The sequence below is a fragment of the Halorussus rarus genome, assembly GCF_003369835.1.
In the GTDB taxonomy this organism is placed as follows: Archaea; Halobacteriota; Halobacteria; order Halobacteriales; family Haladaptataceae; genus Halorussus; species Halorussus rarus.
Map to the genome: position 1 here is coordinate 1,688,467 of NZ_QPMJ01000001.1, position 25,215 is coordinate 1,713,681.

Annotated in this window: 25 protein-coding genes and 1 rRNA gene; 12 read left to right on the forward strand and 14 right to left on the reverse strand. The window is 69.2% G+C overall.

Annotation, left to right across the window (positions count from 1 at the left end):
• Positions 1-99: 99 nt before the first annotated feature.
• The 6 genes from DVR07_RS08165 to DVR07_RS08190 form a co-directional block, all read right to left on the reverse strand.
• Positions 100-303 carry a hypothetical protein gene (locus tag DVR07_RS08165; RefSeq protein WP_115796229.1) on the reverse strand — a complete coding sequence of 68 codons (204 nt, stop codon included), beginning with the start codon at positions 301-303 and terminating at the stop codon, positions 100-102.
• Entirely contained in the window at positions 303-1,499 is a 1,197-nt protein-coding gene (locus DVR07_RS08170; RefSeq protein ID WP_115796230.1) for an ABC transporter ATP-binding protein, read from the reverse strand. Before DVR07_RS08170 ends, DVR07_RS08165 begins: the two co-directional genes overlap by 1 nt.
• A 6-nt stretch (positions 1,500-1,505) precedes the next feature.
• Complete coding sequence (locus DVR07_RS08175) at positions 1,506-2,429, reverse strand: carbohydrate ABC transporter permease (protein WP_115796231.1); 924 nt, start codon at positions 2,427-2,429, stop codon at positions 1,506-1,508.
• Between the two features lies 1 nt (position 2,430).
• Positions 2,431-3,414 (reverse strand): carbohydrate ABC transporter permease, encoded by a 984-nt coding sequence (locus DVR07_RS08180; RefSeq protein ID WP_115796232.1) that lies wholly within the window; start codon positions 3,412-3,414, stop codon positions 2,431-2,433.
• 20 nt (positions 3,415-3,434) lie between these two features.
• Positions 3,435-4,898: an extracellular solute-binding protein gene (locus DVR07_RS08185; RefSeq protein WP_115796233.1), complete on the reverse strand. Its 1,464-nt coding sequence runs from the start codon at positions 4,896-4,898 to the stop codon at positions 3,435-3,437.
• A 174-nt stretch (positions 4,899-5,072) separates the two neighbouring features.
• On the reverse strand, positions 5,073-6,050 hold the full coding sequence (locus DVR07_RS08190; protein WP_165881743.1) for an aldo/keto reductase: 978 nt from the start codon (positions 6,048-6,050) through the stop codon (positions 5,073-5,075).
• A gap of 131 nt (positions 6,051-6,181) precedes the next feature.
• On the opposite strand from DVR07_RS08190, the gene DVR07_RS08195 reads away from it, so the two are divergent.
• A complete protein-coding gene (locus DVR07_RS08195; RefSeq protein ID WP_115796235.1) occupies positions 6,182-7,096 on the forward strand; it encodes a hypothetical protein in 915 nt (304 codons plus the stop codon).
• A gap of 39 nt (positions 7,097-7,135) precedes the next feature.
• Here DVR07_RS08195 and trmB read toward each other — a convergent pair whose 3' ends face one another.
• Both trmB and DVR07_RS08205 read right to left on the reverse strand, forming a co-directional pair.
• On the reverse strand, positions 7,136-8,191 hold the full coding sequence (gene trmB / locus DVR07_RS08200; RefSeq protein WP_115796236.1) for an HTH-type sugar sensing transcriptional regulator TrmB: 1,056 nt from the start codon (positions 8,189-8,191) through the stop codon (positions 7,136-7,138).
• Positions 8,192-8,610: 419 nt separating this feature from the next.
• The gene (locus DVR07_RS08205; protein ID WP_115796237.1) at positions 8,611-9,354 is read right to left on the reverse strand and encodes a proteasome assembly chaperone family protein; all 744 of its coding nucleotides are present in this window, start codon (positions 9,352-9,354) and stop codon (positions 8,611-8,613) included.
• 148 nt (positions 9,355-9,502) lie between these two features.
• Here DVR07_RS08205 and DVR07_RS08210 point away from each other — a divergent pair, with 148 nt between their 5' ends.
• Positions 9,503-10,441, forward strand: coding sequence for a mechanosensitive ion channel family protein (locus DVR07_RS08210; protein WP_115796238.1), 939 nt, complete (start codon positions 9,503-9,505; stop codon positions 10,439-10,441).
• A gap of 22 nt (positions 10,442-10,463) precedes the next feature.
• Here the strand turns inward: DVR07_RS08210 and DVR07_RS08215 are convergent, their stop codons facing one another.
• Both DVR07_RS08215 and DVR07_RS08220 read right to left on the reverse strand, forming a co-directional pair.
• Positions 10,464-10,868, reverse strand: coding sequence for a universal stress protein (locus DVR07_RS08215; protein WP_115796239.1), 405 nt, complete (start codon positions 10,866-10,868; stop codon positions 10,464-10,466).
• 27 nt (positions 10,869-10,895) lie between these two features.
• Positions 10,896-12,275, reverse strand: coding sequence for a bifunctional metallophosphatase/5'-nucleotidase (locus DVR07_RS08220; RefSeq protein WP_115796240.1), 1,380 nt, complete (start codon positions 12,273-12,275; stop codon positions 10,896-10,898).
• A gap of 127 nt (positions 12,276-12,402) precedes the next feature.
• Between DVR07_RS08220 and DVR07_RS08225 the strand changes: the two genes are divergently transcribed.
• The 3 genes from DVR07_RS08225 to DVR07_RS08235 all read left to right on the forward strand — a co-directional run bounded on the left by DVR07_RS08225 (position 12,403) and on the right by DVR07_RS08235 (position 13,645).
• The gene (locus tag DVR07_RS08225; RefSeq protein ID WP_115796241.1) at positions 12,403-12,642 is read left to right on the forward strand and encodes a DUF5816 domain-containing protein; all 240 of its coding nucleotides are present in this window, start codon (positions 12,403-12,405) and stop codon (positions 12,640-12,642) included.
• 108 nt (positions 12,643-12,750) lie between these two features.
• Entirely contained in the window at positions 12,751-13,281 is a 531-nt protein-coding gene (locus DVR07_RS08230) for a hypothetical protein (RefSeq protein ID WP_115796242.1), read from the forward strand.
• Positions 13,282-13,324: 43 nt separating this feature from the next.
• Complete coding sequence (locus tag DVR07_RS08235; RefSeq protein WP_115796243.1) at positions 13,325-13,645, forward strand: DUF7116 family protein; 321 nt, start codon at positions 13,325-13,327, stop codon at positions 13,643-13,645.
• A gap of 84 nt (positions 13,646-13,729) precedes the next feature.
• Here DVR07_RS08235 and DVR07_RS08240 read toward each other — a convergent pair whose 3' ends face one another.
• Positions 13,730-14,920, reverse strand: coding sequence for a pyridoxal-phosphate-dependent aminotransferase family protein (locus tag DVR07_RS08240; protein WP_205254498.1), 1,191 nt, complete (start codon positions 14,918-14,920; stop codon positions 13,730-13,732).
• A gap of 608 nt (positions 14,921-15,528) precedes the next feature.
• Here DVR07_RS08240 and DVR07_RS08245 point away from each other — a divergent pair.
• From DVR07_RS08245 to DVR07_RS08270, 6 genes are all read left to right on the forward strand, one after another.
• Positions 15,529-16,494, forward strand: coding sequence for a metal-dependent hydrolase (locus DVR07_RS08245; protein WP_115796244.1), 966 nt, complete (start codon positions 15,529-15,531; stop codon positions 16,492-16,494).
• Positions 16,495-16,581: 87 nt separating this feature from the next.
• The gene (locus DVR07_RS08250) at positions 16,582-17,190 is read left to right on the forward strand and encodes a hypothetical protein (RefSeq protein ID WP_115796245.1); all 609 of its coding nucleotides are present in this window, start codon (positions 16,582-16,584) and stop codon (positions 17,188-17,190) included.
• Complete coding sequence (locus tag DVR07_RS08255; protein WP_115796246.1) at positions 17,187-17,840, forward strand: hypothetical protein; 654 nt, start codon at positions 17,187-17,189, stop codon at positions 17,838-17,840. The genes DVR07_RS08250 and DVR07_RS08255 overlap by 4 nt, the downstream gene beginning before the upstream one ends.
• 94 nt (positions 17,841-17,934) lie before the next feature.
• Positions 17,935-18,144: a dodecin gene (locus DVR07_RS08260; RefSeq protein WP_115796247.1), complete on the forward strand. Its 210-nt coding sequence runs from the start codon at positions 17,935-17,937 to the stop codon at positions 18,142-18,144.
• A 206-nt stretch (positions 18,145-18,350) separates the two neighbouring features.
• On the forward strand, positions 18,351-18,716 hold the full coding sequence (locus DVR07_RS08265) for a HesB/IscA family protein (protein WP_115796248.1): 366 nt from the start codon (positions 18,351-18,353) through the stop codon (positions 18,714-18,716).
• Between the two features lie 227 nt (positions 18,717-18,943).
• The gene (locus DVR07_RS08270; protein ID WP_115796249.1) at positions 18,944-20,290 is read left to right on the forward strand and encodes a hemolysin family protein; all 1,347 of its coding nucleotides are present in this window, start codon (positions 18,944-18,946) and stop codon (positions 20,288-20,290) included.
• Between the two features lie 16 nt (positions 20,291-20,306).
• On the opposite strand, the gene hisD is transcribed toward DVR07_RS08270, so the two are convergent.
• The gene (gene hisD, locus DVR07_RS08275) at positions 20,307-21,614 is read right to left on the reverse strand and encodes a histidinol dehydrogenase (protein WP_115796250.1); all 1,308 of its coding nucleotides are present in this window, start codon (positions 21,612-21,614) and stop codon (positions 20,307-20,309) included.
• A gap of 215 nt (positions 21,615-21,829) precedes the next feature.
• On the opposite strand from hisD, the gene DVR07_RS08280 reads away from it, so the two are divergent.
• Complete coding sequence (locus tag DVR07_RS08280; RefSeq protein ID WP_115796251.1) at positions 21,830-23,485, forward strand: lipopolysaccharide biosynthesis protein; 1,656 nt, start codon at positions 21,830-21,832, stop codon at positions 23,483-23,485.
• Between the two features lies 1 nt (position 23,486).
• Here DVR07_RS08280 and DVR07_RS08285 read toward each other — a convergent pair whose 3' ends face one another.
• Both DVR07_RS08285 and rrf read right to left on the reverse strand, forming a co-directional pair.
• On the reverse strand, positions 23,487-24,722 hold the full coding sequence (locus tag DVR07_RS08285) for an ornithine cyclodeaminase (RefSeq protein WP_115796252.1): 1,236 nt from the start codon (positions 24,720-24,722) through the stop codon (positions 23,487-23,489).
• Between the two features lie 187 nt (positions 24,723-24,909).
• Positions 24,910-25,031, reverse strand: a 5S ribosomal RNA gene (gene rrf / locus DVR07_RS08290).
• Between the last annotated feature and the right edge of the window lie 184 nt (positions 25,032-25,215).

Genomic DNA, 25,215 nt, shown 5'->3' on the forward strand with positions numbered 1-25,215 from the left:
GTCTATCAGCGTTCGGGAAGCTGCCCCCGGGTGATAGGTCGGCGTCGCGCCCGCGGGTCGGCCCGCTTCGTCGCCGAGACGTCAGGGTACGGGCGACCGTCAGTAGAGCTGGCGCTCGGTCTCCTCCCGCTCGCTCTCGCGGTCGGCCTCCCGCTTGGCTCTTCGGCGTTCCGCCATCCACGTCCGGACGGCGGGCAGGAACTTGTTCTTGCAGTCGAGTGCGAACGAGACGATGCCGTAGGCCCAGAAGAAGAACAGCACCGTCCCGCCGACCAGGTAGAACCACCCCATCGCCGAGACCATCAGTCGTCGCCCTCCGCTTCGGTCTCGGCCGACCCCGGTTCGACCGCGGCGAACTCGAGGCTGTGGCTGATGGCGTCGCCCGTCTCGGTGTCGAAGAGGTGGATGCGCTCGCGGTCGAGCACGACCTCCACGTCCTGCTCGGCCTCGAGGTCGGACGACGGGTCGACGCTCATCAGCAGTTGGTTCTGGGGCGCCTCGGCCTCGGGGTCGGTCTCTATCTGCGGTTCGGCCGCCTCGCCGGTCAGCAGGTAGACGAATATCTCGTCGCCCATCGGCTCCAGCACGTCCGTCCGGGCCGGGATGGGCTGGGTCGGGTTGGTGACCCCCTCGCTGGCCTCGCGGAGGTAGACGTCCTCCGGCCGGACGCCGAGGGTCAGGTGGTCGCCCTGCGCGACGCCCGACAGCTGCCCGGGGTCGAACTCGACGTCGAAGTCGGGCGTCGAGAGCCCGCTCGACGTGACCTCGCCCTCCACGAAGTTCATCGACGGCGAGCCGATGAACCCCGCGACGAACAGGTTCTCGGGCTCGTTGTAGCAGACCAGCGGCGGCGCGATCTGCTGGAGTTCGCCGCCGTCGATGATGGCGATGCGGTCGGACATCGTCATCGCCTCGGCCTGGTCGTGGGTCACGTAGATGATCGTCGTGTCCAGCTCCTTGTGGAGCCGCTGGAGCTCGGTCCGCATGTGGACCCGGAGTTTGGCGTCGAGGTTCGCCAGCGGCTCGTCCATCAGGAACACCTCGGGCTCGCGGACGATGGCCCGCGCGATGGCGACCCGCTGGCGCTGCCCGCCCGACATCTCGTCGGGCATCCGGTCGAGCATCCCCTCGAGCTGGACGATGTCCGAGGCCCGATCGACCCGCCGGTCGATCTCGTCCTTCGGGTAGTCGCGCAGGCGCAGCCCGAAGCTGATGTTGTCGTACACGTCCATGTGCGGGAACAGCGCGATGTTCTGGAACACCATCGCGATGCCCCGGTCCTTCGGCGGGAGGTTGGTCACGTCCCGCTCGGCGATGGTGATGGTCCCCTCGGTGGGGATGGTCAGCCCCGCGATGGTCTCCAGCGTGGTGGACTTCCCACAGCCCGAGGGGCCGACGAGCGTGACGAACTCGCCGTCCTCGATCTCGAGGTTCATGTCGTCGACTGCCGTTACGTCCGAGTAGCGTTTCGTAACCCCGTCCAGGATGACTTTCCCCATTGTGAATCACTCCTTGAGCGCGCCCGCGGTGAGTCCGCTGACGATCTTCTCCTGCGCGACGACCACGAGGATGGCGACGGGCAGGACCCCGACGATGCTCGCGGCGGCCATCAGGTTGTACAGTTCGGTGTACTGGCCCTGGTAGCTCAGGATGCCCCAGACGATGGGCGCCCAGCTTCCGGGCTCGCCCGAGGTCATCAGGAACGAGAAGAAGAACTCGTTGTACACCGAGATGAACGTCAACACGCCGGCCGTCGCCACGCCCGGTGCCGACAGCGGCATGATGACCCGGAACAGCGCCCCGAGCCGCGTCGTCCCCTCGATGCGCGCGGCGTCCTCCAGCCCGTCCGGAATCTGGCCGTAGAACGTCGAGAGGATGAAGATCGACAGCGGCATGAACAGCGCGCTGAACGGGAGTATCATGGCGAACGGCGTGTTGAACAGGTTCAGGCTCGAGATCCCCAGCACCGAGACGTTCCCGGTGAACAGCCGGAACAGCGGGATGATGAACGCAGCCGGCGGGAAGTACGACACCGCCAGGATGAGCAACATCAGCGGTCCCTTCCCCGGGAAGTCGAGCCGACCGAACACGTAGCCCGCCAGACTCGCCAGCACCAGCACGATGGCGGTCGTGGCGATGCCCAGCACGAAGCTGTTGAACATGTAGACGTGGAACGGCACCGTCGTGAACACGTTCACGAACGCCTCGGGGTTGAACCCGTGGGGCACCGGCGGGAAGCCGAAGCTGGTGATGGCCTCGTTCGGGGTCAGCGCCAGCACCAGCAGCCAGTAGAACGGGAACAGCGTGGTGAATAGGAAGAATATCATGGCGACGTAGAACATCGCCCGGTACACCTTCTGCGGGCTCTCTATCGCCGAACTCGCCCACCGTGAGAACGCGCCTTGACTCGAGTCAGTTTCCGTAGCCATGTTATGCCCCCGTCTCCGTGTCCGCGTACTTGACGATGTACACCGAGACCACGATACCGATGAGGCCCGCGGTGATGAACGCGACCGCCGCCGACGTGCCGTACATCCGCGACCCGCGGAACGTCGTCACCACGAGGCACGACAGCGACGGCACCGTGTTACAGCCCACGACCGTCTCGATGAGCCCGTAGATGCGCATTGCGCCGATGGTCCGGAACAGCATCGCCACCAGCACCGACGGCAGCACCAGCGGCAGGGTGATGTACCAGAACTGCTGGAACTTCGACGCGCCGGCCACCCTTCCCACGTTGTAGAGGCTCCGGTCGACGCTCTGGAGCCCCGCGAGGATGATGAGCGCCATGAACGCCGAGGTCTTCCACACGTCGGCGACGATGAGGATGATCATCGAATCGACCGGATTGCTCAGCGGCGTCGCCGTGAACAGCCCCAGGTTTCGGAGCGGGTCGACGAGGAAGCCGATGTTGGGCTGGAACAGCAGGAAGAATATCATCCCCTGGATCACGATGGGTACGGCCCACGGGATGATGATCGCGACACGGACCCACCTGCGCCCCCGGAAGTCCTGGTCGAGCACCAGCGCCTGCGCGAACCCGATCAGCGTCTCGAAGAAGACGCTGAACACCGTGAAGATGAGCGTCACGGTGAGCGCGCTACTGAACGGGGTCGACAGGTCGAGGAACGGCCTGACCAGCAGCGCGTCGCGCTCGCCGGTCAGGAGCGCGACGTAATTCTCCAGGCCGATGAACTCGCCGAGAGCGGCGCTGCCGACGAGGTTGTCGGCGTGGAGCGACATCCAGAACGTGCTCAACAGCGGCCAGAACGCGATGAGTCCCAACAGCAGCAGCACCGGCGTCAGCAACAGGTACGCGAACTGCGCGTCGCTCAGGTTCTCCATCCAACGAGTCGCCGCGACGTACGGGCCCGAGCGTTCGGAGTCCCGAATCCCATCCTCGGATGTTGCCATAAAGTGTTACGGTGGAGTTGTTACGCGCTCTGTTCGATCGCTTCGAGCTGGGCCTTGAGCTGGGTCATCGCCTGACTCGGGTTGCCGCCCTGCGCGAACGCGCCGTTGACCTGCTGGGCGATCTTCGACGATTGCGAGGGCCACACCGCCGTGACCGGTCGCGGAATCGCGTTCTCGCCGGCGATCCGGAGCTGCTCGACGTAGCGGCCCATGATGGGCACGTCCCGCGCCCGCTGGGAGTCGAGCAGCTGGGGCTCCGGCGGCAGGAACCCGAGCACCTCGAACAGCTTGTACTTGAACTCGTCGCTCATCATCGCCTTGAGCACCTCGACCGCCGCCTCCTTGTTGTTGGAGTTGGGGTTAACCGCGTTGTGCCACCCGCCCAGCGCCGCGACCGGGCCGCCCGTCATCGGGTACTTGGCCTCCTGCTCGGTCTTGGCGTACGGGATGGGCATCACGCCGAGGTCCTGGCCGAGGTTCTCCTCGCTGCCGCTGATGTTGATGGCGTAGGGCCAGTTGCGGTGCATCACGGCGTCCGTGTTGGTGAACGGTTTTCGCGAGGGCTCCTCGGTCCACTGCATCACCGCCGCCGGCGCGATGTTGCCCTGGTAGTTGTCCAGGGTGTTGTTGGCGTCCGAGCCGTGGATGAACGTCCGGACCATCTTGATGGAATCGACCACCTGCTGCTCGTCGACCGTGACGGGTCGCTCGCCGATGGGACCGAACAGGTTCTCTGCGGGGTTGCCGAAGTACGCCCCGCCCCAGCTCGACATGAACTCGTTGAAGTCACAGCACGACAGGCCCTCGTAGGCGCTGGCCTGGAACGTGTACCCGTACTGGACGTCGTTGTTGTTCATCGCCTCCTGGGTCACCTGGGAGAACTTCTGCCAGGTCATCGAGTTCTGGGCCCACTGGTCGAAGTCCGACTGCCCGTAGCCCGCGTTGCGCAGGTAGTTCTTGTTGTACTGCATCGTCGGGAAGTCGGGGAACAGCGGAACGGCGTAGAGGTCGCCGTTCGGTCCCTTCGCCGTGGAGACGCTGGCGTCGAAGTACTGGTTCTCCAGCTCCTGCATCCGCTGTTGCGGGAAGTTGCTGGCCTCGCTGAGGTTCATCAGCTGGTTCCGGACGATGAACGGAATCGTCCACCCGCTGTCGACGTACAGTATGTCCGGCTTGGCGCGTCCCGCCGAGAGCCACTGCTGATACTGTGCCCGACGGTTGTCGGTCACCGACGGCCCGGCGAGGACGTTCACCTCGATGTCCTGCGAGAGACCGTTCTCGTACAGGATGGGCTGGAGCTCCTCGTTCCACGTGCTACCCTGGAAGTCCGGGTCCGTCGCCCACTGGAGCGTCGTCGTCCCGCCCTGCTGGACCTCGCCCACCGCCCCGTCGTCGACGTATCCCGTCAACCCCGCCGCCGCACCCGACGCACCGACGGCCTTGACGAACTGTCGCCTAGAAGTACCGCTACCGTCATCTGTCATTATTTCTCACTCCCCCAGACCGGCTACGACAGACCGCCGTAAAACAGCTTTGGCCAGCGTCCCTCGGAGGTGATTGGAAAAATACCCGCTTCGGGACGGGGATTTGCGCTCGGTTGTCGGCGGGATGTCACGTGCACGGCCGGTCGCTGTCGGCCAAATTTACTCGGAACCGGGTTAGGTATCGGCGATGTCCCGGGACCACACCGGGTCCTTCGGCGCCTCGAGCCGCTCGACCTCCTCGTTCGTGAGGCTCACGTCCAGCGCGGCCACGTTCTCCTCCAGATGGTCGAGGCTCCGCGGCCCGACGATGGGTGCGTCCACCACGTCCTTGGCGAGCAGCCAGGCGAGACTGACCTGCGCGGGCGTGGCTCCCTTCTCCTCGGCGATAGCCTCGACCTCGTCGAGCACCGCCCAGTTCTCCTCGGTGAACCGCTCGCGCGTGTGCTCGTCGGTCGCGGCACGGCCCTCCTCCGGGTCGTCGTCCCTGCTGTACTTGCCGGTGAGGAACCCGCCGCCGAGCGGGCTCCACGGGATGACCCCGACGCCCTGGTCGGCGCAGACCGGCAGGACGTTCTCCTCCTCCTGGCGGTCCACCAGGTTGTACTGGGGCTGCATGCAGGTGAACCGGGCGTAGTCGTTCACGTCGCTCTCGTAGAGCGCCTTGGTGAACTGCCAGGCCGCCATCGTCGAGGCCCCGACGTACCGGACCTTTCCGGTCTCGACCAGGTGGTCGAGCGCGTCGAGGGTCTCCTCGACCGGCGTGGACTCGTCCCAGCGGTGAATCTGGTAGAGGTCGACGTAGTCGGTCCCGAGCCGCTCCAGGCTCCCCTCTATCTGGTCCAGGATGTGCTTGCGCGAGAGCCCCTGCTTGTTCGGTCCCTCGCCCATCTGGCCGTACACCTTGGTCGCGACGACCAGCTCCTCGCGGTCGTGCTTCTCGATGGCGTCGCCGACGATGTCCTCGCTCTCGCCGTGCGAGTAGACGTTCGCGGTGTCGAGGAAGTTGACGCCGAGATCGATGGCGCGGTCGATGATCTCCTCGCTCTTCTCCCGGTCGCCGATCATCCACTCCCGGTCGCTGCCGAAGTTCATGCACCCGAGGCAGAACCGCGAGACCTCGAGGCCCGTGTCGCCGAGGTTCGTGTACTCCATCTCCGTGTCCGGCATGGCCTCGCGTACGGGGAGCCGTCGTAAAACGGTACGGGCGGGTCCGTGACCGGAGAGGCGAACCGGTCGACGAGTCCCGCCAAAACCTCAAGCCGATCCGCACCGACACGGATGATATGTCGTCCCTCCTCGACCGACTCCGGAACCCGGACCACACGGGCCAGCGGCGGTGCTGGCCGTGCACCGCCGTCAACGCCGCGATACTGCTTGCTGTCTGCGCGGCCGTCGCCCGCCGGCGCTCGCGGTCGCTCGCGGCCGCGCTCGGCGTCGGCGGTGCGGCGACCATCGCGCTCCGGGGATACCTGGTGCCGGGCACCCCGACGTTCGCGCCTCGACTCGCCTCGCGGCTGCCGGGCGACCGGTTCCACGACGAGTCGAGCGCTCGGACACCTCCTGTCCCGGCGCGCGGCGACGAGCCGGCGGAACGCGAGACGGCCGGCGCCCCCGACGAACCGGGGTCGCTCGGCGACGCCGCGACCGAGGCCGCGGCCGGCGAGGCGGTCCTCGGGTCCCTCGTCGACGCTGGCGTCGTGGTGGCGGACGGCGAGACCGTGTACCTCGACGACGACTTCCGGACGGCGTGGCGCGGGGAGATGCAGCGCCGCCGCGAGATGGACGACGAGGAGCTCGCGACCGCGCTCGAATCCGCGGCTCCCGAGGGCAGGATCGTCGACGTGGTGGCGCCGGGCGCGGCGGACGCCGGAAGCACGGAAACCGACGACCGGTGGTTCGTGGTCTCGGACGGGAGCGACGACCCCGCCGCCGAGAACTGGCTCACCCGGCCTGTCGCAGTCGCGGAGGCGGCCGCGGTTCGGACGCTGGCCGACCGGACCCATCTGTCCGAGACGTCGCGGGCCCGAGCGGCCGGTCCGCTCCGGACCTTCCTCGAGCGCTGTCCGGTCTGCGACGGCCCTGTCGCCGAGACGACGCTGGTGGAGTGCTGCGGCGGCCCCGGCGGGACCCATCCCGACGCTCCCGACGAGGTGCTGGCCTGCGCCGACTGCGACGCGCGGCTCTACACGTTCCGGTAGGCACACACGTAGTCGGAAACGACAGAAGGGCAGGGACGCCTACCGCGCCGGCGGGCTGTCGCGACCGATGCGGATCTCGTGGGCCTCGACGTCCTCGAGGGCGGCGACCTGGCCGCCGACCGTGACCTGGCCGTCGTCGGTCCGTATCTTCATCCCGGCGACGCGCTCGCCCGCCTCGAACGAGAAGCCGACCACTTCGCCCTCGACGACCCGGGAGGAGCCGGTCTCGATGTCCCGGCCCTCGATGGTCGCGTAGAAGTCGCCCTCGAGCTCCTGGAGCTCCTTGACGCACCGCCGGATGGAGGCGTAGCGCCGGGGGAACGGCCGGTCCTCGCCGTCGGCCGCCAGGGTGCGCTCGGCGGTGGTCCAGAGCACGGTGCCGAAGAATCCCGAGACCAGGAAGCCCAGCGCCGACCGGTTGAAGATGACGCCGTAGCGGTCCTCGTCGTCGCGGAGCGCGTCCTGGGTGGCGTAGATGGAGTACTCGCCGTCGGCCACCGCGATGACCGGCGTGGTGATGCCCCGGCGGGCCCTGGCCGTAGTCGCCACCTCGAGGTAGTCGAACTCCTCGGGCGCGGGCGCCTCCGAGGCGGGCGTCACCAGCAGTTCGACGCTGACGCCCGACTCGACCGCGGCGCTGAGGTCGTCGGCGAACCGCTCGAGCAGGTCGGGGGTCAGCGAGAGCGCGAGCTCGAACTCCGCCTCCTCGATGACCTCCTCGAGGTACCGGAGGATGGTCGACCGGGACTTGACCAGCGAGACCGCCTCGGTGTCGCGGGCCGGTGCGGTGTAGCGGGCCTCGAGCTCCTGGACCATCTCCATCAGCGACGACTGGACGCCCGAGAACGCCTCCTCGGGGTCGACCGCGATGACCTTCATCGGCCGGGACTCCCGGAGCTCCACCAGCCCGCGGTCGCTGAGGCTCCGCACCGTGTCGTACACCCGGGGCTGGGGGATGTCGGTGCGGTCGGCTATCTGGCTGGCGGTCAGGTCGCCGTGTTCGAGCACGGTGAGGTAGGCGTTTATCTCGTACTCCCCGAGGTCGAACCGCTCTCCCACCTGCTCTATCGTCGCGTGCAAGTCGTCGGAGGCCATGTACGTGAACACTCACCCGAGGGGTAAATGATTTATCCGGTTTCGAGTAGCACCTGTTTCCGTAAACGCGTTTCATCCCAAGCGTAGTCTGACCAGCCGAGACCCGGTACTGGAGGGACGCGGCGAGCAGCAACGCGAATCGGAGGATTCGGGTGACCGACACGACAAGGGGTTGCCCCGGCTTGGCTTATAAACTCTCGCAGCCCGGAAGCGTGATTCCGGTGCAATCGGGTAGCGAAGAGGATTGCGGTGCGCACCAGCAGTTCCGCCGCGATCGAGGGCGAAGCCCGAGCGAGCGGACCGAGGAACCGTCGAACGAGTCCTGAGCGAAGCGATGTCCGAGTGAGGCGGTGACGACGTGGTTTTCATGAACGTTTTGCAAGGGCGGCGCGTTCACGCGCCGCCCGCAGCAAAAGGTTCTACATGTACATCCGGTCGGCCGCGATATCGGACTCGGCGCGCTCGGAGAGCCGCTCGGCCAGGCCCTCGTAGTAGCTCTGGACCTCGCCGGCGAACTCCTCCAGCGGCCCGGTGTCGACGTCGAGGTCGTAGACCCGTCCGACCGTGTTCAGGAGTCGGATCGCCGCCTCGACGTCCGGGGCCTGGGCGTGCACCGGCGTGACGAACACCGCGGTCCGGAGGTCCGACTCCATCCCGCGGCCGACGAGTTCGGCGTTGACGCCGTCGAGGAACCCCCGGCCCATCGCCGGGACGTCGGCGTCGGCGAGGCGGTGGTCACGGTAGTCGTCGGTGGCGACGTAGAACACGTCGTGCTCCTCGGGGGCGTGGGGAATCGAGACCCCGTTGAGGACCGTCATCTCGTCGATGCCGCCGGTCTCCGTCCACTCGAGCACGGCCTCGCCGAACGACTGGGCCGCCCACGGCGGGACGAACAGCTCGCCGACAAGCACCGACAGGCCGGCCTCCTCGTGGGAGAACACGCGGGTGTGGTGACGCGGCTCCCCGTTCTCGAACGGCGTGATGGCCGGCAGCTGGTCGGCGGTGATGTGGCCGACCTGCTCGAAGTCGAGGTGGTCGACGAGGTAGTCCACCGCGGTCAGCCCGGCCAGTCCGAACTGAGAGAACCCCGCGATCACCGTCTCCTGCGTGTTTTCGGCGGTTATCTCGAACGACGCGCTCGCGGAATTCGGTTCCCTGTTCATGGGCGGAGATACGACCACGCAATCCTTAGCTCTTTGCGAGCCCGGATTTCGACCCTTCGGGCGGCCGGTCGGCAGCCCGACCGGTCGGCCGTCGATCGCAGACCCGCCGGGGGAAAGCGTTTTGCCAGCTCCGGGAAAGGTTGGTGCCATGGTCGGCCTCCAGAGCGTAGTCGAGGAAGCGCTTCGGCTGCTCCGGAACCTGCCGGGTGTGAGTTACGTCAGGGCCACGGTGATCCTCGTCGTCGCGTGGTTCGGGAGCCAGCTGCTCATCCGGTTCCTCGGTCGCCCGGTCGCCCGGCGGTTCCAGCGGCCGAGCCTGACCAAGACCATCCTCGGCGGGCTCCGGGCCATCGTGATGGTGATCGCGGCCTCGGTCGCGGCCAACCAGTTCGGGTTCAAGCCCGGCGACATCCTGCTGTCAGTCACGGTGTTCTCCGCGGTGCTGGGCCTCGTGCTCGCGCCCATCATCGGCAGCGTCATCAACGGGCTGTTCCTGCTGGCCGACCAGCCCTACGAGATCGGCGACATGATAGAGCTCGTCGACCGCGGCAGGCGGGGCTACGTCGAGGACATCACGCTGCGGTACACCAAGATATTCACCCTCGAGAACACGTTCCTCGTCATCCCGAACTCAAACATGCGCGACCGGGACGTCATCAACTACTCCGCGGAGGACACCCGGTCGCGGCTCTCGCTCGAACTGCTCGTGACCTACGAGGGCGACCTCGACGAGGCTCGCGCCATCATGGAACGGGCGGCCCGCGAGACGACCGAGGTGGTCGAGGGCGGCCCCGACATCCGCATCGGGAGCGCGCGCTACCCCTCCGCCCCGGTGTCGTACATCAAGGACTTCGCCGACCACGGCGTCCTGCTCGACCTCCGGTACTGGGTGAAGGACCCCTACTACGTCGGGCGGGTCGAGTCGAAGATCCAGGAGCGGGTCTGGAGCGAACTCGACGGGGCCGACGTGGAGATCGCCTACCCCCACCAGCACCTCGTGTTCGACGAGACCAGCGGCACCGCCCGCGTCGAGATCGAGCGCGGCGAACCCGCCGCCGGGCCCGAGGAGTTCGACGCGCCGGATTAGCTCCGAAGAGAAATCTGAGTCCCTACCCCTTCCCGACCGTGACGACCTCGGCGTCGAGTTTCCCGCGGAGGTACCCCTCGATGTCGGGGTCCGAGGTCAGCTTCCGGAGCATCCGGCGCCAGCGGCCGGCCTGCTTGTGGCCGATGACCACCACGTCGGCCTCCTCGGCCGCGACCTCCTCGAGGATGGTCTCCTCGACCAGGAACCCCTCCCGGACGACGTACCGCGCGTTGGCGAGGCGGCCGAACTCGGCCTCGACCGCGCGCTTGAGCTCCGCCCGGGAGATCTCCCGGCCGCGGTGGTAGAGGTTGACGTGCAGGACGGTCAGCGCCGCGTCGCGCTCCTCGGCGATGCGTACCGCTTCGGCCAGCGTCCGCTCGGAGTGGTCGGTCAGCGGGTAGCGGACGGGGACGACGACCAGCGTCACGTTCGAACGTGCGCCGTCGGGACTTTTCTACCTCTCGGTCGCCGGACTCCGGGCCGCGAGGTCGACCACCCGTCCCTCGATGTCGGGCGCGATACCGGTCTCGCGGGCGTACTCGACCAGCACGTCGTACTGGACGCCGGCGGTCGAGACCCGGTGGGCCTCGCCGAGCGAGGGGAACTCGTCGTCGGTGTGGAGGACGTAGTCCGACAGGGCCACCGAGTAGGTCCGGTCGTCGTCGAGCGGGTCGCCGCCGACGCTGACCGACTCGACCGCGGCGTGCCCGGAGTGCCACGCGACCGTCGCGCCGCTGACCTGGGCGTGCCACCACCCTTCCTCGGCGAACCCGAGGTCGGGGCTCGCGGCCCACTCGAACGCCTCGCGGAGCGCGGCGCCCGGCACCTCCGCGACCACCACGCGCTCCTCGAACGGGGTGACGCTCACCAGGTCGGCGGCCGTCACCTCCCCGGCCAGGGCGTCGCCGGTCCGGACCCCGCCGCTGTTCTGGAGGCCGACGTCCGCGCCGGTCGCCCACCGGTAGGCGTCGGCGACCAGGTTGCCGAGGCGACACTCGCCGCCGAACAGCGTCGCCTCCCCCCGGTCGATGGGCTCGTCGACGGAACCGACCGCGTCGTTCAGGCCGGTCTCGGCGAGCCGCTCGCGCATCGCCGCGGCCACGCCCTCGTGGACCGGGGCGTCGGCCACCGGGTGGCGGGTCACCGTCCCGGCCCCCAGGTCGATCTCGAGCACCACCGACCCGCCGTCGCCGGGCCGGGTGAGCAGGGTGCCGTCGACCCGGTCGCGTCGCTCGGTCGGGACGTGGCCGCCGAGGATGGCGTCGGCGTCGACCCCGCGGGCGAGTTCCTCGTCGCCGCGTCCGAGGTGCGAGAGTACGACCGCGTAGTCCGTATCGAGGTCGGCGAGCGCGTCGCGCGCGGCCGCGACCGGGTCGCCGAACGCCAGGTCGGCGGCGTCGGGGTTGATGGATGCGGTCCGCTCGGTCGTGACGCCGACGACGCCAATCGACGCGCCGCCGGCCTCGACGACGGTCGCGGGGACCACCCCGACGTCCTCGCCGAACCGCCGGCCGGCCTCGCGGTCGGCCCAGACGTTGGCGCTGACCCACGTCTGGGGCGAGTCGGCGACGAGCCGCCGGAGAGCGGCCCGGCCGTGGTCGAACTCGTGGTTGCCGAACGTCTCGACGTCGGGCGCGACGGCCTCGAAGAGATCGAGCGCCTGGGCGCCGTCCTCGACCAGCGAGAGCACGCCCGGCGAGGTGTTGTCCCCCGACCCCGCGAGGACGGCGTCGTCGCCCCGGAGGTCCCGGAGGAGGCCGGCGAGTCGACCGACCCGCTCGGGAGCGTCGTAGACGTTCTCCACGTCGGAGTAGTGGACGAGGCGGGGAGCCATTTGCGCGAACTGGGAGCGCGGAGACTTTGATTCCTTCGGGACGAGTCCTGGGCCGGCGCCACGTTCGACGACGGCCGCGCGCCCGGAGTCAGCACGCATAAACCCCTCGGGGAGCTACGTGGTGACGATGGACGCGACCACGACGACCGAGGGACGGACGGTGTACGTCGCCCGCGACGAGGGCGACCGGGGCTCGAAGGGTCCCTTCTTCGTCGTCTACGGCGACGAGGCTCGCGAGAACCGGTACGGCTACCTCTGCGGGAACTGCGAGCGCGTCGACAACGCGATGGACCCGATGGGCCGCATCGAGTGCAACGTCTGCGGGAACGTCCGGAAGCCGACGGAGTGGGACGCCGCCCACGAGTGACCGGCGGGTCCGGCCCGGCGACCGTCCCCCGATCGGCCTCGGCGCTCCCGACGCTCCGCGGCGGGTCGGCCAGTCGCCTTTTGCCTCCAATTCCCCAACCCCCCGCGCATGGCCGAACCGAATGAGGAGGTAATCACGCAACTCGAGAAGCACCAGGAGACGATGCAGCTCGACGAGTACGTCCGGCTCATCGAGACCCACCACCGGACCGACGGCCCGGGGGTCGACCGGGAGACCCTCGAGGCGTACGCCGACGCGGTGTACTTCGACGTCGACTGGGAGGCGTTCGAGGACCGACTCACCGACAGCGACGACTGGGAGCCCGGCAGGCGCCTCTACGAGATCGGGGACGGGCGCGTCAGCAACTACCCGCGAGCGTGGCACGAGACGTTCGCCGGGACCGACGACGTCCGGGGCATCATCGAGACCATCGAATCGGACGTCACCGAACCCGAGGGGAAGATGCAGGAGGCCGTCACCGACGAGGGCGTCCCCCAGCGGAAGGTCGTCCGGGTGGCCAAGGCGGTCGCCGACCTGGACGAACAGGAGGTCCGAGACCGGATCAAGCACCTCCGCAAGAACGACGAGATCGAGGAGTTCGCGTCCCAGAACCGGAATCCGCGGATGCGCGTTCGGTGACCCACAGAAGGTTTATTACCCATTCCGTGCAACTCCCACACGGATGGCCACTGTTAGCACACCGCCCATCGATCACGCGAAGTCGATTTTCGCAGACCTGGGCTACACCGTCTCCGGCGACGGCGAGGAGTTCCGGGCCGAACGGAAGTGGCGAGTCGTGCGCGTCACGGCTGTAGCGGACTCGGACGACACACCGGACGACGGCGAACTTCGATGCTTCGTCGCGTGGAACGAGCAGGCGTCGGAGCTCCGCAATCGACTCCGACGGACGGACCCCGAGTACGAGTGGGCGATCATCGGCGTCGAGGACGGCGGCGACTACGAGGTCCTCCGCGCACCGCCGAGCGCCACGGCGGCAGTGTAATTCGCATAGATCCGCGCGCCGGGGTTCCGGCGCACACCTCTTATTTCTCGAGAAAGTTTGGACGACTGCCCGCCGTTCTGCGAGCTATCGGTCGCCTAGTTTCCGCGCGGTCGCCGCGAGCCCCGCCTCGACGTCGACGTCCGCGCCCTGCTCGGAGAGCGCGTCGCCGAGCGCCGCCATCAGGAACGAGACGGTCTCCTCGCGCGCGGAGTAGCCCATGCAACCGATGCGGAATATCTCCCCGTCGAGGTCGCCCAGGCCCGTGGCGATCTCGAGGTCGTACTGCTCCAGCAGGTAGCCCGTCACGTCTGTGTCGGTCGCGCCCTCGGGGACCCGCACCGCGTTGAGGCTCGGCAGCCAGTACTCGTCGGGAGCGTTCATCTCCAGGCCCATCGCCTCGACGCCGGCCTTGAGCGCCCCGGCGATCTCGCGGTGGCGCGCCCACCGCTCCTCGATGCCCTCCTCGGCGACGAGCCGGAGCGCCTCGCGGAGCGCGTAGACGTTGGTGATGGGCGCGGTGTGGTGGTAGGCGCGCTCGTCGCCCCAGTAGCCCTCGAGCAGCGAGAGGTCGAGGTACCACGACCTGGCGTCCTCCTCGCGGGAGAGCACCTTGTCCATCGCCCGGTCGTTGAGCGTGAGCGGGGCCGCGCCCGGCGGACACGAGAGGCACTTCTGGGGCCCCGAGTAGGCCACGTCGATGCCCCAGTCGTCGACCTTGAGTTCGACGCCGCCCAGCGAGGTCACGGTGTCGGCGATGACGACGGCGTCGTGCTCGTGGGCCACGTCGGTCAGCTCCTCGACCTGTGGCTGGAGGACGCCGGTGCTGGTCTCGGCGTGGACGAACCCGAACACGTCGGGCTGGTGCTCGTCCATCGCGTCTGCCACGTCGACCGGGTCGAGGGGTTCGCCCCACGGCGCGTCGACGTGGGCGACCTCGCCGCCCGCGCGCCGGGCCATCTGGGCCATCCGGTCGCCGAAGTAGCCGTTGGTCGGGACCAGCATCGTGTCGCCCGGCTCGACGACGTTGCCGATGGCGGCCTCCATCGCGGCCGACCCCGTGCCCGAGACCGGAATCGTCCACTGGTTGTCGGTCCGGAACGCGTACCGGAGCAGCTCCTGGACCTCGTCCATCATCTCGACGAACGACGGGTCGAGGTGACCGACAAGCGGCGTGCTCATCGCTCGGAGCACTCTGGGGTGGACCTCGCTCGGTCCGGGGCCCATGAGCGTTCGGTCCGGCGGTGTCAACTCGCCAACGTCCGGTTTCTCCACCATGTCAGGTGGTGTCTACTCGCGCCGACTTAAAAAATTCCTCCGGAGGCGGCGCGATTATCGGGGTGTTGTCGTCGTCCCGACTCGACGTAACGCGGCGTTGACCCGGTCCGCTTCGGCTGGTATCGCGGAAACGCGCCGTTGGTCGGACTGAACGGACAAAACGGTGCCACCGGTTTATTCGGGTGTCCGGCATACGAGAAGACGCCCCGACGGACGCGACGGGGGCGCGTTCGACGGGCGAGAGTTTCAAACGGCACGACCGGATCCGCGGGGAACCGCCGCGGGGCGACCGACGGAGGACGCGCGCACGAGGGCCGACCCAAACGGGGGAGGTTGGTTCGGCCCCGTGCGGGCACGAGTTCGCAGTCGGGGGCTGCACACTCGTCGGTCGCCACCGCTTTCGCGGCGTCCCGAGCCGTCTTCGAGCCGCTTTTTCGGACATTCCGGCAGGCCCGACACGGCCTGTCGGATCGCGTTACTCGCGACGGTCCTGACAGCCGTGTTTGCGGTACGCAGCCGGGAGCCGTGAATCACCGGCGCGTCTGTTACTGGGACGCACGCTCGACGAGGAAGAAGCTTATAGCTCCCGGGCACCAACTGACGCTTCCATGATGGTCGGCCACGCGATGCTGGCGTTCGCCGTAGCGACTGCCGCGACGGCGCGGTGGTGGTCCCGCGAGCGCGCGCTGGCCTTCGGCGTCGTCGCCGCCGGGTTCGCGACGGTCCCGGACGTCGACATGCTCTACGCGGTGTTCGGCCTGGCGCAGGTCGGACTCGCGAGCGTCTGGACGATGACCGACGCGTTCTGGCAGAGCTCGCACGTCGTCCACCGGGCGGTCACCCACTCGCTGGTGGTCGGGGGCGTCGCCGCCGCGGCGTTCGCCGCGAGCGTCGGCGGCCGGACCGACGCAGGACGGCGCTGGTCGCGGCTCCTCGCGGTCGCGCTGGTCGCGGGTCTCGCCGGGGTCGCGTACGCCGAGAGCGGCCCCCTCGGCGGCGCGGTCATGCTCGCGTTCCTCGTCGCGGGACTGGTCGTCGCCGCCGTCGCCGCGCGGCGGACGGACCTCGGTCCGCGCGCGCTCCTCGCCGCCGCGCTCGTCGGCCTGCTCACCCACCCGTTCGGCGACCTGCTCACCGGTTCGCCGCCCCGATTCCTCTACCCGTTCGACCCGCGGCTGCTGACCGACCGCGTGGTGCTGCTGGCCGACCCGACGCTCAACCTGCTCGCGGTGTTCGGCGTCGAGCTCGCCACCATCTGGCTCGCGGGGTGCGTCTACCTCCGGGCCACCGACCGGCGGGTCCTCTCGCACGTGGACGCGCGCGCGGCGTTCGGCGTCGCCTACGCCGTCGCGGCGGTGACGATGCCCGCGCCGACGATGGAGGTGTCGTACCACTTCGTCTTCTCCATCCTGGCGGTCGGTGCGGTCGGGGTCGCGCCGAACCTGCTGCCCTCGCGGCCGGTGCTGTCGGCGGAGTGGGACGAGACCGTGACGTGGGTGCTGACGGGGCTCGCGGCGGTCAGCGTGGCCGCGCTGACCTACACGCTGGTCTACGCGTTCCGTCCGGTCCTCTGAGTCCGGCGGGTCGGTCTTCGCCGGGCAGTACGACGTCCTGCTGCGAGACCCTTGCCTTTCTTATCCCGTCATTGTCTACGCCACGACATGGCACGTCGCGCGAGCACGCTCGACCGAGTCGTAGAGGACGCGCGCGTGAACGCCGGCCTGGGGTGGGCGCTGGTCGCCTTCCTCGCGCTCGTCGCGGTCGAGGAGGTGCTCGACGACCACCTGCTGTGGGCCGGGTTCGCGGTGGCCGTCGGCGCGCTGGCGCTGGTGCCCGCAGTCGCCTACCGCGACTGGACCGCCATGCTCCCGTGGGAGGTGCTGGCGCTCGCCGCGCTGCCGATACTCGGCCGGGCGCTCGCGACGCTGGTGTTCACCTCGCGGGTGGCGACCTACCTCTCGGTGGCGGCGCTGGCGCTCATCGTGGCCGTGGAGCTCCACGCCTTCACGACCGTGAAGATGACCGCCTGGTTCGCCGTGCTGTTCGTGGTCGTCGCCACGATAGCGACCGCGGGCGTCTGGGCGGTGGTCCAGTGGCTTTCGGACCTCTACCTCGGGACGGCGTTCATCCACAGCGAGGAGCGGCTCATGTGGGACTTCGTGGCCGCCACGGTCGTCGGCGGGATGGCGGGCGTCGTCTTCGAGTGGTACTTCCGGCGGGTCGCCCGGATCGAGGCCCGCCTGCCGGACGACCGGGGTGAGACGCCGTGAGGGTCCGCGACCGGGTCGGCGTCTCCGAGCGGGGGCAGCGACGGCTGACCCGCTGGATGGAGGTGGGACTGCTCGCCATCCTCGCGTGGGGACTCCTCCGTCAGAACGTCGGCATCGCGGTCAACGCGGGCATCGCGCTCGCGGTCACGTTCCTCCCCGCGCTGCTGGAGCGGGACTACGACATCCCGATGGACGCCGGGCTCACGCTCTGGATCACGGCCGCGGTGTTCCTCCACGCGCTGGGGACGGTCGGCCCGTACCGCGACCCGACGCTCTGGTGGTGGGACCACATGACCCACGCGCTCTCGTCGTCGCTCGTGGCGGCCATCGGCTACGCGACGACCCGCGCCATCGACGAGCACACCGAGGACGTCTACCTCCCGCCGCGGTTCACGTTCGTGTTCATCCTCCTGTTCGTCGTGGCGTTCGGCGTCGTCTGGGAGGTCATTGAGTTCGGCGTCGGCGGCCTCGCGACCGCGCTCGGCAGCGACAAGATACTCACCCAGTACGGCCTGGAGGACACGATGAAGGACCTCCTGTTCGACACGGTCGGCGGCGTCGTGGTCGCGTTCTGGGGCGCGGCCTACCTCTCGGACGTGGTGGGCGCGCTCACCGACCGCCTCGACGGTCGGCGGCGACGCGCCGACTGAGCTGCGACACGCCGCCGCGTCCGCCGCGAGCGCTCTCAGCCGCTTCGGCGGCCGGATGGCTTTATGGCACTCTACGTGGTAGGCGTGACGCGCCATGGTGTTCAAGAAGATAACGCTCATCGGGACGAGCGACGAGAGCTTCGACGCGGCCGCCGACGACGCTATCGACCGCGCGGAGCAGACGCTGGACAACGTCAAGTGGATCGAGGTCGACGAACTCGGTGTCGAACTCGCGCGGGCGCCCGACCGACAGTACCAGGCCGAAGTGACGGTCGCCTTCGAACTGGAGGAACCGGGGAGCTAGGCGGATCGGGGGTCGACGTACAGGGCACAGCCCTTTCGGGGTAGTCGGACTGGCGGTCCCCGGCGCGGTCCCCGACTCTGCGCTCGACCGGGCGGCCGCACGGGGCGTCCGGGACGTGTTGGTCCCGGCTTCGCAGATAAACCCTCGCGCGAAGACGTTCGGCGCTCGGCGTCAGGATTAACATCCCGGGCGCGAAACTGAGTGGTATGAGCACCGACACCGCACCCGACGACGCCGGGCCCGAGATCGAGGTGACGGAGGACGCCGCCGAGCAGGCGCTCTCGCTGCTGGAGAGCGAGGATCTGGACACCGGCCTCGCCGGGCTCCGGCTGTTCGTCCAGCAGGGCGGCTGCGCGGGCCTGTCGTACGGGATGCGCTTCGACGAGGAGCCCGAGGACGACGACACCGTCTACGAGCACCACGGCCTCCGGGTGTTCGTCGACCCCGCGAGCATGAACTACATCGAGGGCAGCGTCGTCGACTACGAGACCGGCCTCCAGGGCGCGGGCTTCCACGTCGACAACCCGAACGTCGTCAGCGAGTGCGGCTGCGGCGAGAGCTTCCGGACGTGAGTCGCGCGACTGACAACCTTCCAACGGCCACGGGGCGGTGAGCGCGGCGGCAGGGGAAGGGCTATTCTTATTTCGGCGAGGCGACTACTTCCCGTCGTGAACCAAACCGACACTGCTCTCGTCTTAAAGAGGGCCGACCGCGCCGGGTCGTCGGGCCGGCGGGCCGGCGCCCGGGCGGAACGGGAACCGAGGCGGCGAACGCGGCTGAGACGCGGCCGGAGGGCGGGATGGTAGACCTCGTCTTCTCGGCGGGACGCGTCCTCCTCGCGCTATTGCTCGTCTTCCTGAACGGGTTCTTCGTGGCCGCGGAGTTCGCCTACGTCCGCATCCGGTCGACGACCGTGGAGTCGCTCGTCGAGGAGGACGCGCCCGGCTCCGAACTGCTGCAGGAGGCCGTCCAGAACCTCGACGACTACCTCGCGGTGACCCAGCTCGGCATCACCATCTCCTCGCTCGGCCTGGGCTGGATCGGCGAACCCGCGGTGGCGGCGCTCATCGAGCCGGTGCTGGGGTCGTTTCTGCCCGAGAGCGCGGTCCACCTCGTGTCGTTCGCCGTCGGCTTCGGCTTCATCACGTTCCTCCACGTCGTGTTCGGCGAACTCGCGCCCAAGACCATCGCCATCGCCAGGGCCGAGCGAGTCTCGCTGTTCGTCGCCGCGCCGATGCGGTTCTTCTACTACATCTTCATCCCCGGGCTCGTCGTGTTCAACGGCACGGCGAACTACTTCACCCGCCTGCTCGGCATCCCGCCGGCATCCGAGACCGAGGAGACCCTCGAAGAGGAGGAGATACTGATGGTGCTGTCCCGGTCGGGGCGGAAGGGCCACATCGACAAGGAGGAGGTCGAGATGATCGAGCGCGTGTTCGAGCTCGACGACATCACCGTCCGGGAGGTCATGGTCCCGCGCCCCGACGTGGTCAGCGTCTCGGCCGACCTGCCCCTGTCGGAGCTCCGGTCGCTGATAATCGAGTCGGGCCACACCCGCTACCCGGTGCTGGACGCCGACGACGGCGACCAGGTCGTCGGGTACCTCGACGTGAAGGACGTACTGCGGGCGACCGAGGCCGGCGGGTCGGACCACGACTCCGTCACCGCGGGGGACCTCGCGCGCGACCTCCCGGTCGTCCCGGAGAGCGGGCGCATCGACGACCTGCTGGCCGAGTTCCAGAGCCAGCAGAGCCAGATGGCCGCGGTCATCGACGAGTGGGGGTCGTTCGAGGGGCTGGCGACCGTCGAGGACGTCGTCGAGCAGGTCGTCGGCGACATCAGAGACGAGTTCGACGTCGACGAGCGCGAGCCGTCCATCGACCGGCGCGCCGACGGGACGTACGCCGTCGACGGCGGCGTCGCCATCTCGGAAGTCAACGACGAGCTCGACGCGGCGTTTGAGCCCGGAGACTTCGGGACGATCGGCGGGCTGGTGCTCGACCGCCTCGGCCGCGCTCCGGAGGTCGGCGACGCCATCGAGGTCGACGGCTACCGCCTCGAAGTCGAACGGGTCCACGGCGCCCGAATCTCGACGGTCGTCGTCCGCGAGACCGGCGCCGAGGAGACGCCGACCAGCGAGTCGTAGTCGCGGCTCGCAGGCGTTACCCTTCGCCTGCGCCGTTCGCTCCGCCGTCTCTGCCTTCGAATCGCTTCCGGACGCTCTCGGCGTGCGCCTCCAGACCCTCCGCTTCCGCCAGCGTCGTGATCGTCTCCGAGAGGTCGCCGAGCGCCCCCTCGTCCAGTCGCTGGACCGTGGTCGAGCGCAGGAACGTGTCGACCGACAGCCCGCCGGTGAGCTTCGCCAGCCCGTTGGTCGGCAGCACGTGGTTGGTCCCGCTCGCGTAGTCGCCGGCCGCTACCGGGGTGTACGGCCCGAGGAAGACGCTGCCGGCGCTGTCGATGCGCTCTAAGATCTCCTCGTCGTCGTCGGCCTGGATCGAGAGGTGCTCGGCCGCGTACTCCTCGGCGAACAGGATGGCCTCGCTGGGCGAGCGCGCGAGCAGGACGCCGCTCTCGTCGCTCTCGAGCGCCTCGCGGGCGACGTCGGCGCGCTCGCGCTCGGGGAGCTGGCGGTCGAGCTCGTCGACGATCCCCTCGGCGGTCGCCTCGTCGTCGGTCACCGCCACGACCGAGGCCTCCGCGTCGTGCTCGGCCTGCGCGAGCAGGTCGGCGGCGACGAGCTGCGGGTCGGCGGTCTCGTCGGCCACGACCAGCAGTTCGCTCGGGCCGGCGAGGAAGTCGATGGCCACGTCGCCCTGCACCTCGGCCTTCGCCGCGGTGACCCACTTGTTTCCCGGACCGACCACCTTCTGGACCCGGTCGATCTGCTCGGTGCCGTAGGCGAGCGCGGCGACCGCCTGCGCGCCGCCGACGTTGAACACCCGGTCGGCGCCCGCGGCGTGGATGGCGGCCAGCGTCGCGGGGTTGAGCTCCTCGGCGGGCGGGGTGGCGACCGCGACCTGGTCGACGCCCGCGACCTTCGCCGGCACGACGCCCATCAGCGCGCTGGAGGGGTAGGCCGCGGCGCCGCCGGGGACGTACACCCCGACGCGCTCGATGGGGCGGAACCGCCGGCCGAGCTCCCGGCCCTCGGCGAACTCCCGTCGCCAGTCCTCCGGAAGCTGTGCCTCGTGGAACTCCCTGACGTTCTCTGCGGCGGTCTCTATGGCCTCGCGAACCTCGTCGTCGACCTCGTCGTAGGCCCGCTCGGCCTCGTCGGTGACGTCGAGGTTGCCGACGGAGACGCCGTCGAACTCCTCGCAGAACTCCCGGACCGCCACGTCGCCCTCCTCGCGCACGCGGGCGACGATGTCGCGCACGTCGTCGCGGACCGCCTCGACGCCGGCGTCGCGGTCGAACAGCGCCCGCCGGTCGTCGGGCCCGAGGTCGGCCAGTGTTCGCACGTTCATGCCACCCGCTTCGGAGCGCGGGCGAAAAACGGTTTCCTTCCGGGCGGCGCGCCGCCGGAGACGAGCGCCCGCTCGAACGTCGCTGGGGCGACCGCCGGATCCGGCCGCTCCGACGGCCGCTCGACCGGCCCGGAGGCGACCGCGTTCTTCGAGACCGCCGAGGAGTAATCGCTCGACTCCGGCGGGTTTATTCCCGCGTTGGCGGAAGTGAGGGCGTGGTCTCCGAATCGGACGGGTCGCCCGCGCGCGGCGCCGACGGTACGTCCGGGGAGTGCGAGCCGCCGACCCGGTGCGGCGAGTCACTCGACCGCAACGACGCGACCGGACCGACCGCCGACGGAACGGACGCGGTCGAGGCCCGCCTCGAGGACGCGCTGGAACGGGTCGCCCACGGCGCGACCGTCTCGGTGCCGGCCATCCTGCTCCAGCGCGGGCTCGCGCTGGCGTTCACGGCGGTCCTGACGAACGGATTTGCCGCGAGCGCCTACGGCGCGTTCGCGCTGGCCCGGCGCCTCCAGCGGTACCTCCGGCGGCTGGCGCTGGGGTTCCGGAGCGGGCTGAGCCGCTTTCTCCCCAACGCCGAGTCGGCGGCCGAGCGCGACGCGCTCGCCACGTTCGCGGCCCTGCTGCTGGTCGGCGTCTCCGTCGCGTTCGGGGCGGCGCTGTTCGCGGCGGCGCCGCTGGCGACCGAGGTGGCCGGCGAGGGGCCGCAGTTCCAGCTCCTCCTGCGCGTCTTCGCGCTCGGTCTCCCCGCGGGCGTGTGGCTGTTCACCGTGACGGAGGTGCTCCGCGGGCTCGAAGCGGTCGGCCCGCTCAACCTCGCGCTCCGGGTCGGCTTCCCGACCGCCCAGCTGATCGCCGGCGCGGTCGCGACGTACGTCCTCCAGGACCTCGTGCTGGCGGCGGTCGGCGTCGTGCTCGCCACGGGGGCGGTCGGCGTCGCGGCCGCGGTCTGGGTCGCCCGCGAACGTGGATTCAGGCCCCGGCTCCGCGGGGCCGAGGCGCGGCGGCTCCGCCGGAAGTACCTCCGGTTCACGTTGCCGCTGTTCGTCGGCGGGTTCGCCACGACGACCCAGCGGCTCGGGTTCTACCCGCTCATCGCGGTGTTCCTGTCGAGCGTCGCGGGCGGCGTGTTCGCGGTCGGCGTCCTGCTCGGGACGCTGGTCCGGTTGCCGCTGATGGGCATCAACCAGTTCATCCCGCCGGTCGCGGCCGCGCTCAACGAGGAGGGCCACCGCGAAGCGTTGCAGCGGCTCTACCACGTCACCAGCCGGCTGGTGCTGATCGGCGTGACGGGGCTGGCGGTTCCGGTGATCGTGTACCGGGAGAGCGTGATGGGGCTGTTCGGGCCGACGTACGTGCAGTACGCACCGCTGTTACCGGGGTTCATCCTCGCGCAGTACGCCGCCTGCGCCGCCGGAAGCGTCGGGATCCTGCTGACGATGACCGACCACCAGCGGGCGCTACTGGTCGTCAACGTCGCGATTACTACCGGACTGGCGATTATCGCGGTGCCGCTGACGTCGCAGTTCGGACTGACTGGGCTGGTCGTCAGCTACGTGCTCATGCTGACCGTGAACAACGGTCTGGAAGTGGCGGTGCTCTACCGCCTGGAGGGTCTCCAGCCGTTCACGCGCCGCCACGCGAGACCGCTCGTCGCGGCGGTGCCCCTGGCGGCGGTCGCGCTCGGGGTCAGGTTCGCGGTGCCGGGCGTCGCGGCGCCGGTGCTCGGGACCGCCGGCGGGCTGGCCGCGTACGCGAAGACGCTGCAGGCGCTCGGGTTCACGCGGGTCGAGCGCCGGCTGGGGGCGACGCTGGTCAGGCGGTACCGGGAATCGCTGTCGCGCGACTGGGCGTCGGCGTTCGGCTGAGTCACGCCTCGTCGAGCACCTGGTCGGCGAGCGCCGGGACGAACGTGCCCACGTCGGTCACCATGCCGATAGCCTGGGCGCTCCCGCGGTCGAGCAGTTGGGTGACGGTGGCGGGGTTGATGTCGACGCAGACCACCCGGGTCGTCGACGGCAGACAGTTGCCGACCGCGACCGAGTGGAGCAGCGTCGCGAGCATCAGGACGAGGTCGGCCTCGTGGGCCTGCTCGCGGATGGCGTTCTGGGCCTCGACGGCGTCGGTGATGGTGTCGGGCAGCGGACCGTCGTCGCGGATGGACCCGGCGAGGACGTAGGGCACGTCGTTGTCGACGCACTCGTACATCACGCCCTCCTCGACCACGCCCTGGTCGACGGCCGGTTCGATGCCGCCCGCGCGGACGATCTCGCTGATTGTGTAGATGTGGTGCTTGTGTCCCTTCCGGGGGTTCTCGAGGGTCTCGACGTCCATCCCGAGCGAGGTGCCGTACTGGCCGCGCTCGAGGTCGTGGACCGCGAAGCCGTTGCCCGCCGAGAGCATGTCGACGAACCCCTCTCGGACGAGTCGGGCCAGCGCGTCGCCCGCGCCCGAGTGGACGACCGCGGGGCCGGCGACCGCGAGCACCGACCCGCCGTCGGCCTTCGTCTCCTCGATGGCCTCGGCGATCTCCCGGATGAGCGATTCGGAGGGCCGCTCGGCCGAGACGCCGCCCTGCATGAACCCGAACGGGCCTCCCGACCCCCGAGGCCGCTCGGGCGGGTCGACCCGGACGCCCGCCTCGTCGGTGACGATCAGGTCGCCCTCCTCGACCGCGTTCAACACCTTCGTGTACGCCCGCGGTCCGCCGTCTGCGTCGGGGTCCACGACGACGACGCAGTCCATCTCGACGTTCTCGACCGAAAGCCACTCGCCCTCGTACCGGACCTGGGTCGGATGGTTCGTGGTCGAATAGAATCCGTGGGGCACCACCCGGTCGCCGGGCGCGGGCTTCAACGTCGCGTCCGGCGGGTCCGGCAGGTGCGCGCCGTTCTGGTGGAGCTCGTGGAGTATCTCGCGGAGGCTCTCCTCATCGTCGGCCGTCACGGTCATGCGGCAGAACGATTCGGCGTCCTTGTGCTCCCCGACGTCGAAGACCTCCACGTCGAAGTTTCCGCCGAGGTCCATCACCACGCCGAAGCACTGTTGCATCATCCCGGAGTCGATGATGTGTCCTTCGAGTTCGACGGTGCGTGCGACTGTCATCGTCCGAACGACGGAGGGGCGAGCCATCAACGTTGCGCTGGTGGTTGTTTTCTCGCCGCGCGGCCGGTCCACGTTCGGTCACCCCTCCAGTCGTCGACGACTGACGGAGCCGCCGCTCGCGGACCGTCGTGTTCGAAATGAAAACGGCCCATCACAGCGTGGTGCTGTGATGGGCCGTTGGATGAGTGGGAGGCGGCGAATCGGGGTTTCCAGAGGCTCGCGCACTCCAGTACTTGCCGAAACGCAGGCGGGCTTAACTGCCGTGTTCGGGATGGGTACGGGTGTCGCCCCGCCGCTGTGGCCGCCTTAACGCCGACTCGCGGAATCGAACCGCGAATTTCTCCGCCAGTGTCGGTGGTCCAATGACCGATTATCGACCGTATGATTACGTGCAATCCAGTTTGCGCCTGGACCCGAGTTCGTCCGGGTACCAAGTGCGGTGATGAGTGTGTGGCGCGATCTGTTAGTGCTCGCGGGCTCAACGCCTCGTTGC

Coding starts and splice junctions, on each gene's coding strand:
- DVR07_RS08270 (WP_115796249.1), top strand. CDS start 18,944: ATGGTAGACCTCGTCTTCTCGGCGGGACGCGTCCTCCTCGCGCTATTG.
- DVR07_RS08260 (WP_115796247.1), top strand. CDS start 17,935: ATGGTGTTCAAGAAGATAACGCTCATCGGGACGAGCGACGAGAGCTTC.
- hisD (WP_115796250.1), bottom strand. CDS start 21,614: ATGAACGTGCGAACACTGGCCGACCTCGGGCCCGACGACCGGCGGGCG.
- DVR07_RS08245 (WP_115796244.1), top strand. CDS start 15,529: ATGATGGTCGGCCACGCGATGCTGGCGTTCGCCGTAGCGACTGCCGCG.
- DVR07_RS08265 (WP_115796248.1), top strand. CDS start 18,351: ATGAGCACCGACACCGCACCCGACGACGCCGGGCCCGAGATCGAGGTG.
- DVR07_RS08195 (WP_115796235.1), top strand. CDS start 6,182: ATGTCGTCCCTCCTCGACCGACTCCGGAACCCGGACCACACGGGCCAG.
- DVR07_RS08210 (WP_115796238.1), top strand. CDS start 9,503: ATGGTCGGCCTCCAGAGCGTAGTCGAGGAAGCGCTTCGGCTGCTCCGG.
- DVR07_RS08225 (WP_115796241.1), top strand. CDS start 12,403: ATGGACGCGACCACGACGACCGAGGGACGGACGGTGTACGTCGCCCGC.
- DVR07_RS08185 (WP_115796233.1), bottom strand. CDS start 4,898: ATGACAGATGACGGTAGCGGTACTTCTAGGCGACAGTTCGTCAAGGCC.
- DVR07_RS08175 (WP_115796231.1), bottom strand. CDS start 2,429: ATGGCTACGGAAACTGACTCGAGTCAAGGCGCGTTCTCACGGTGGGCG.
- DVR07_RS08230 (WP_115796242.1), top strand. CDS start 12,751: ATGGCCGAACCGAATGAGGAGGTAATCACGCAACTCGAGAAGCACCAG.
- DVR07_RS08170 (WP_115796230.1), bottom strand. CDS start 1,499: ATGGGGAAAGTCATCCTGGACGGGGTTACGAAACGCTACTCGGACGTA.
- DVR07_RS08190 (WP_165881743.1), bottom strand. CDS start 6,050: ATGGAGTACACGAACCTCGGCGACACGGGCCTCGAGGTCTCGCGGTTC.
- DVR07_RS08165 (WP_115796229.1), bottom strand. CDS start 303: ATGGTCTCGGCGATGGGGTGGTTCTACCTGGTCGGCGGGACGGTGCTG.
- DVR07_RS08180 (WP_115796232.1), bottom strand. CDS start 3,414: ATGGCAACATCCGAGGATGGGATTCGGGACTCCGAACGCTCGGGCCCG.
- DVR07_RS08240 (WP_205254498.1), bottom strand. CDS start 14,920: ATGGTGGAGAAACCGGACGTTGGCGAGTTGACACCGCCGGACCGAACG.
- DVR07_RS08205 (WP_115796237.1), bottom strand. CDS start 9,354: ATGAACAGGGAACCGAATTCCGCGAGCGCGTCGTTCGAGATAACCGCC.
- DVR07_RS08220 (WP_115796240.1), bottom strand. CDS start 12,275: ATGGCTCCCCGCCTCGTCCACTACTCCGACGTGGAGAACGTCTACGAC.
- DVR07_RS08250 (WP_115796245.1), top strand. CDS start 16,582: ATGGCACGTCGCGCGAGCACGCTCGACCGAGTCGTAGAGGACGCGCGC.
- DVR07_RS08285 (WP_115796252.1), bottom strand. CDS start 24,722: ATGACAGTCGCACGCACCGTCGAACTCGAAGGACACATCATCGACTCC.
- DVR07_RS08235 (WP_115796243.1), top strand. CDS start 13,325: ATGGCCACTGTTAGCACACCGCCCATCGATCACGCGAAGTCGATTTTC.
- trmB (WP_115796236.1), bottom strand. CDS start 8,191: ATGGCCTCCGACGACTTGCACGCGACGATAGAGCAGGTGGGAGAGCGG.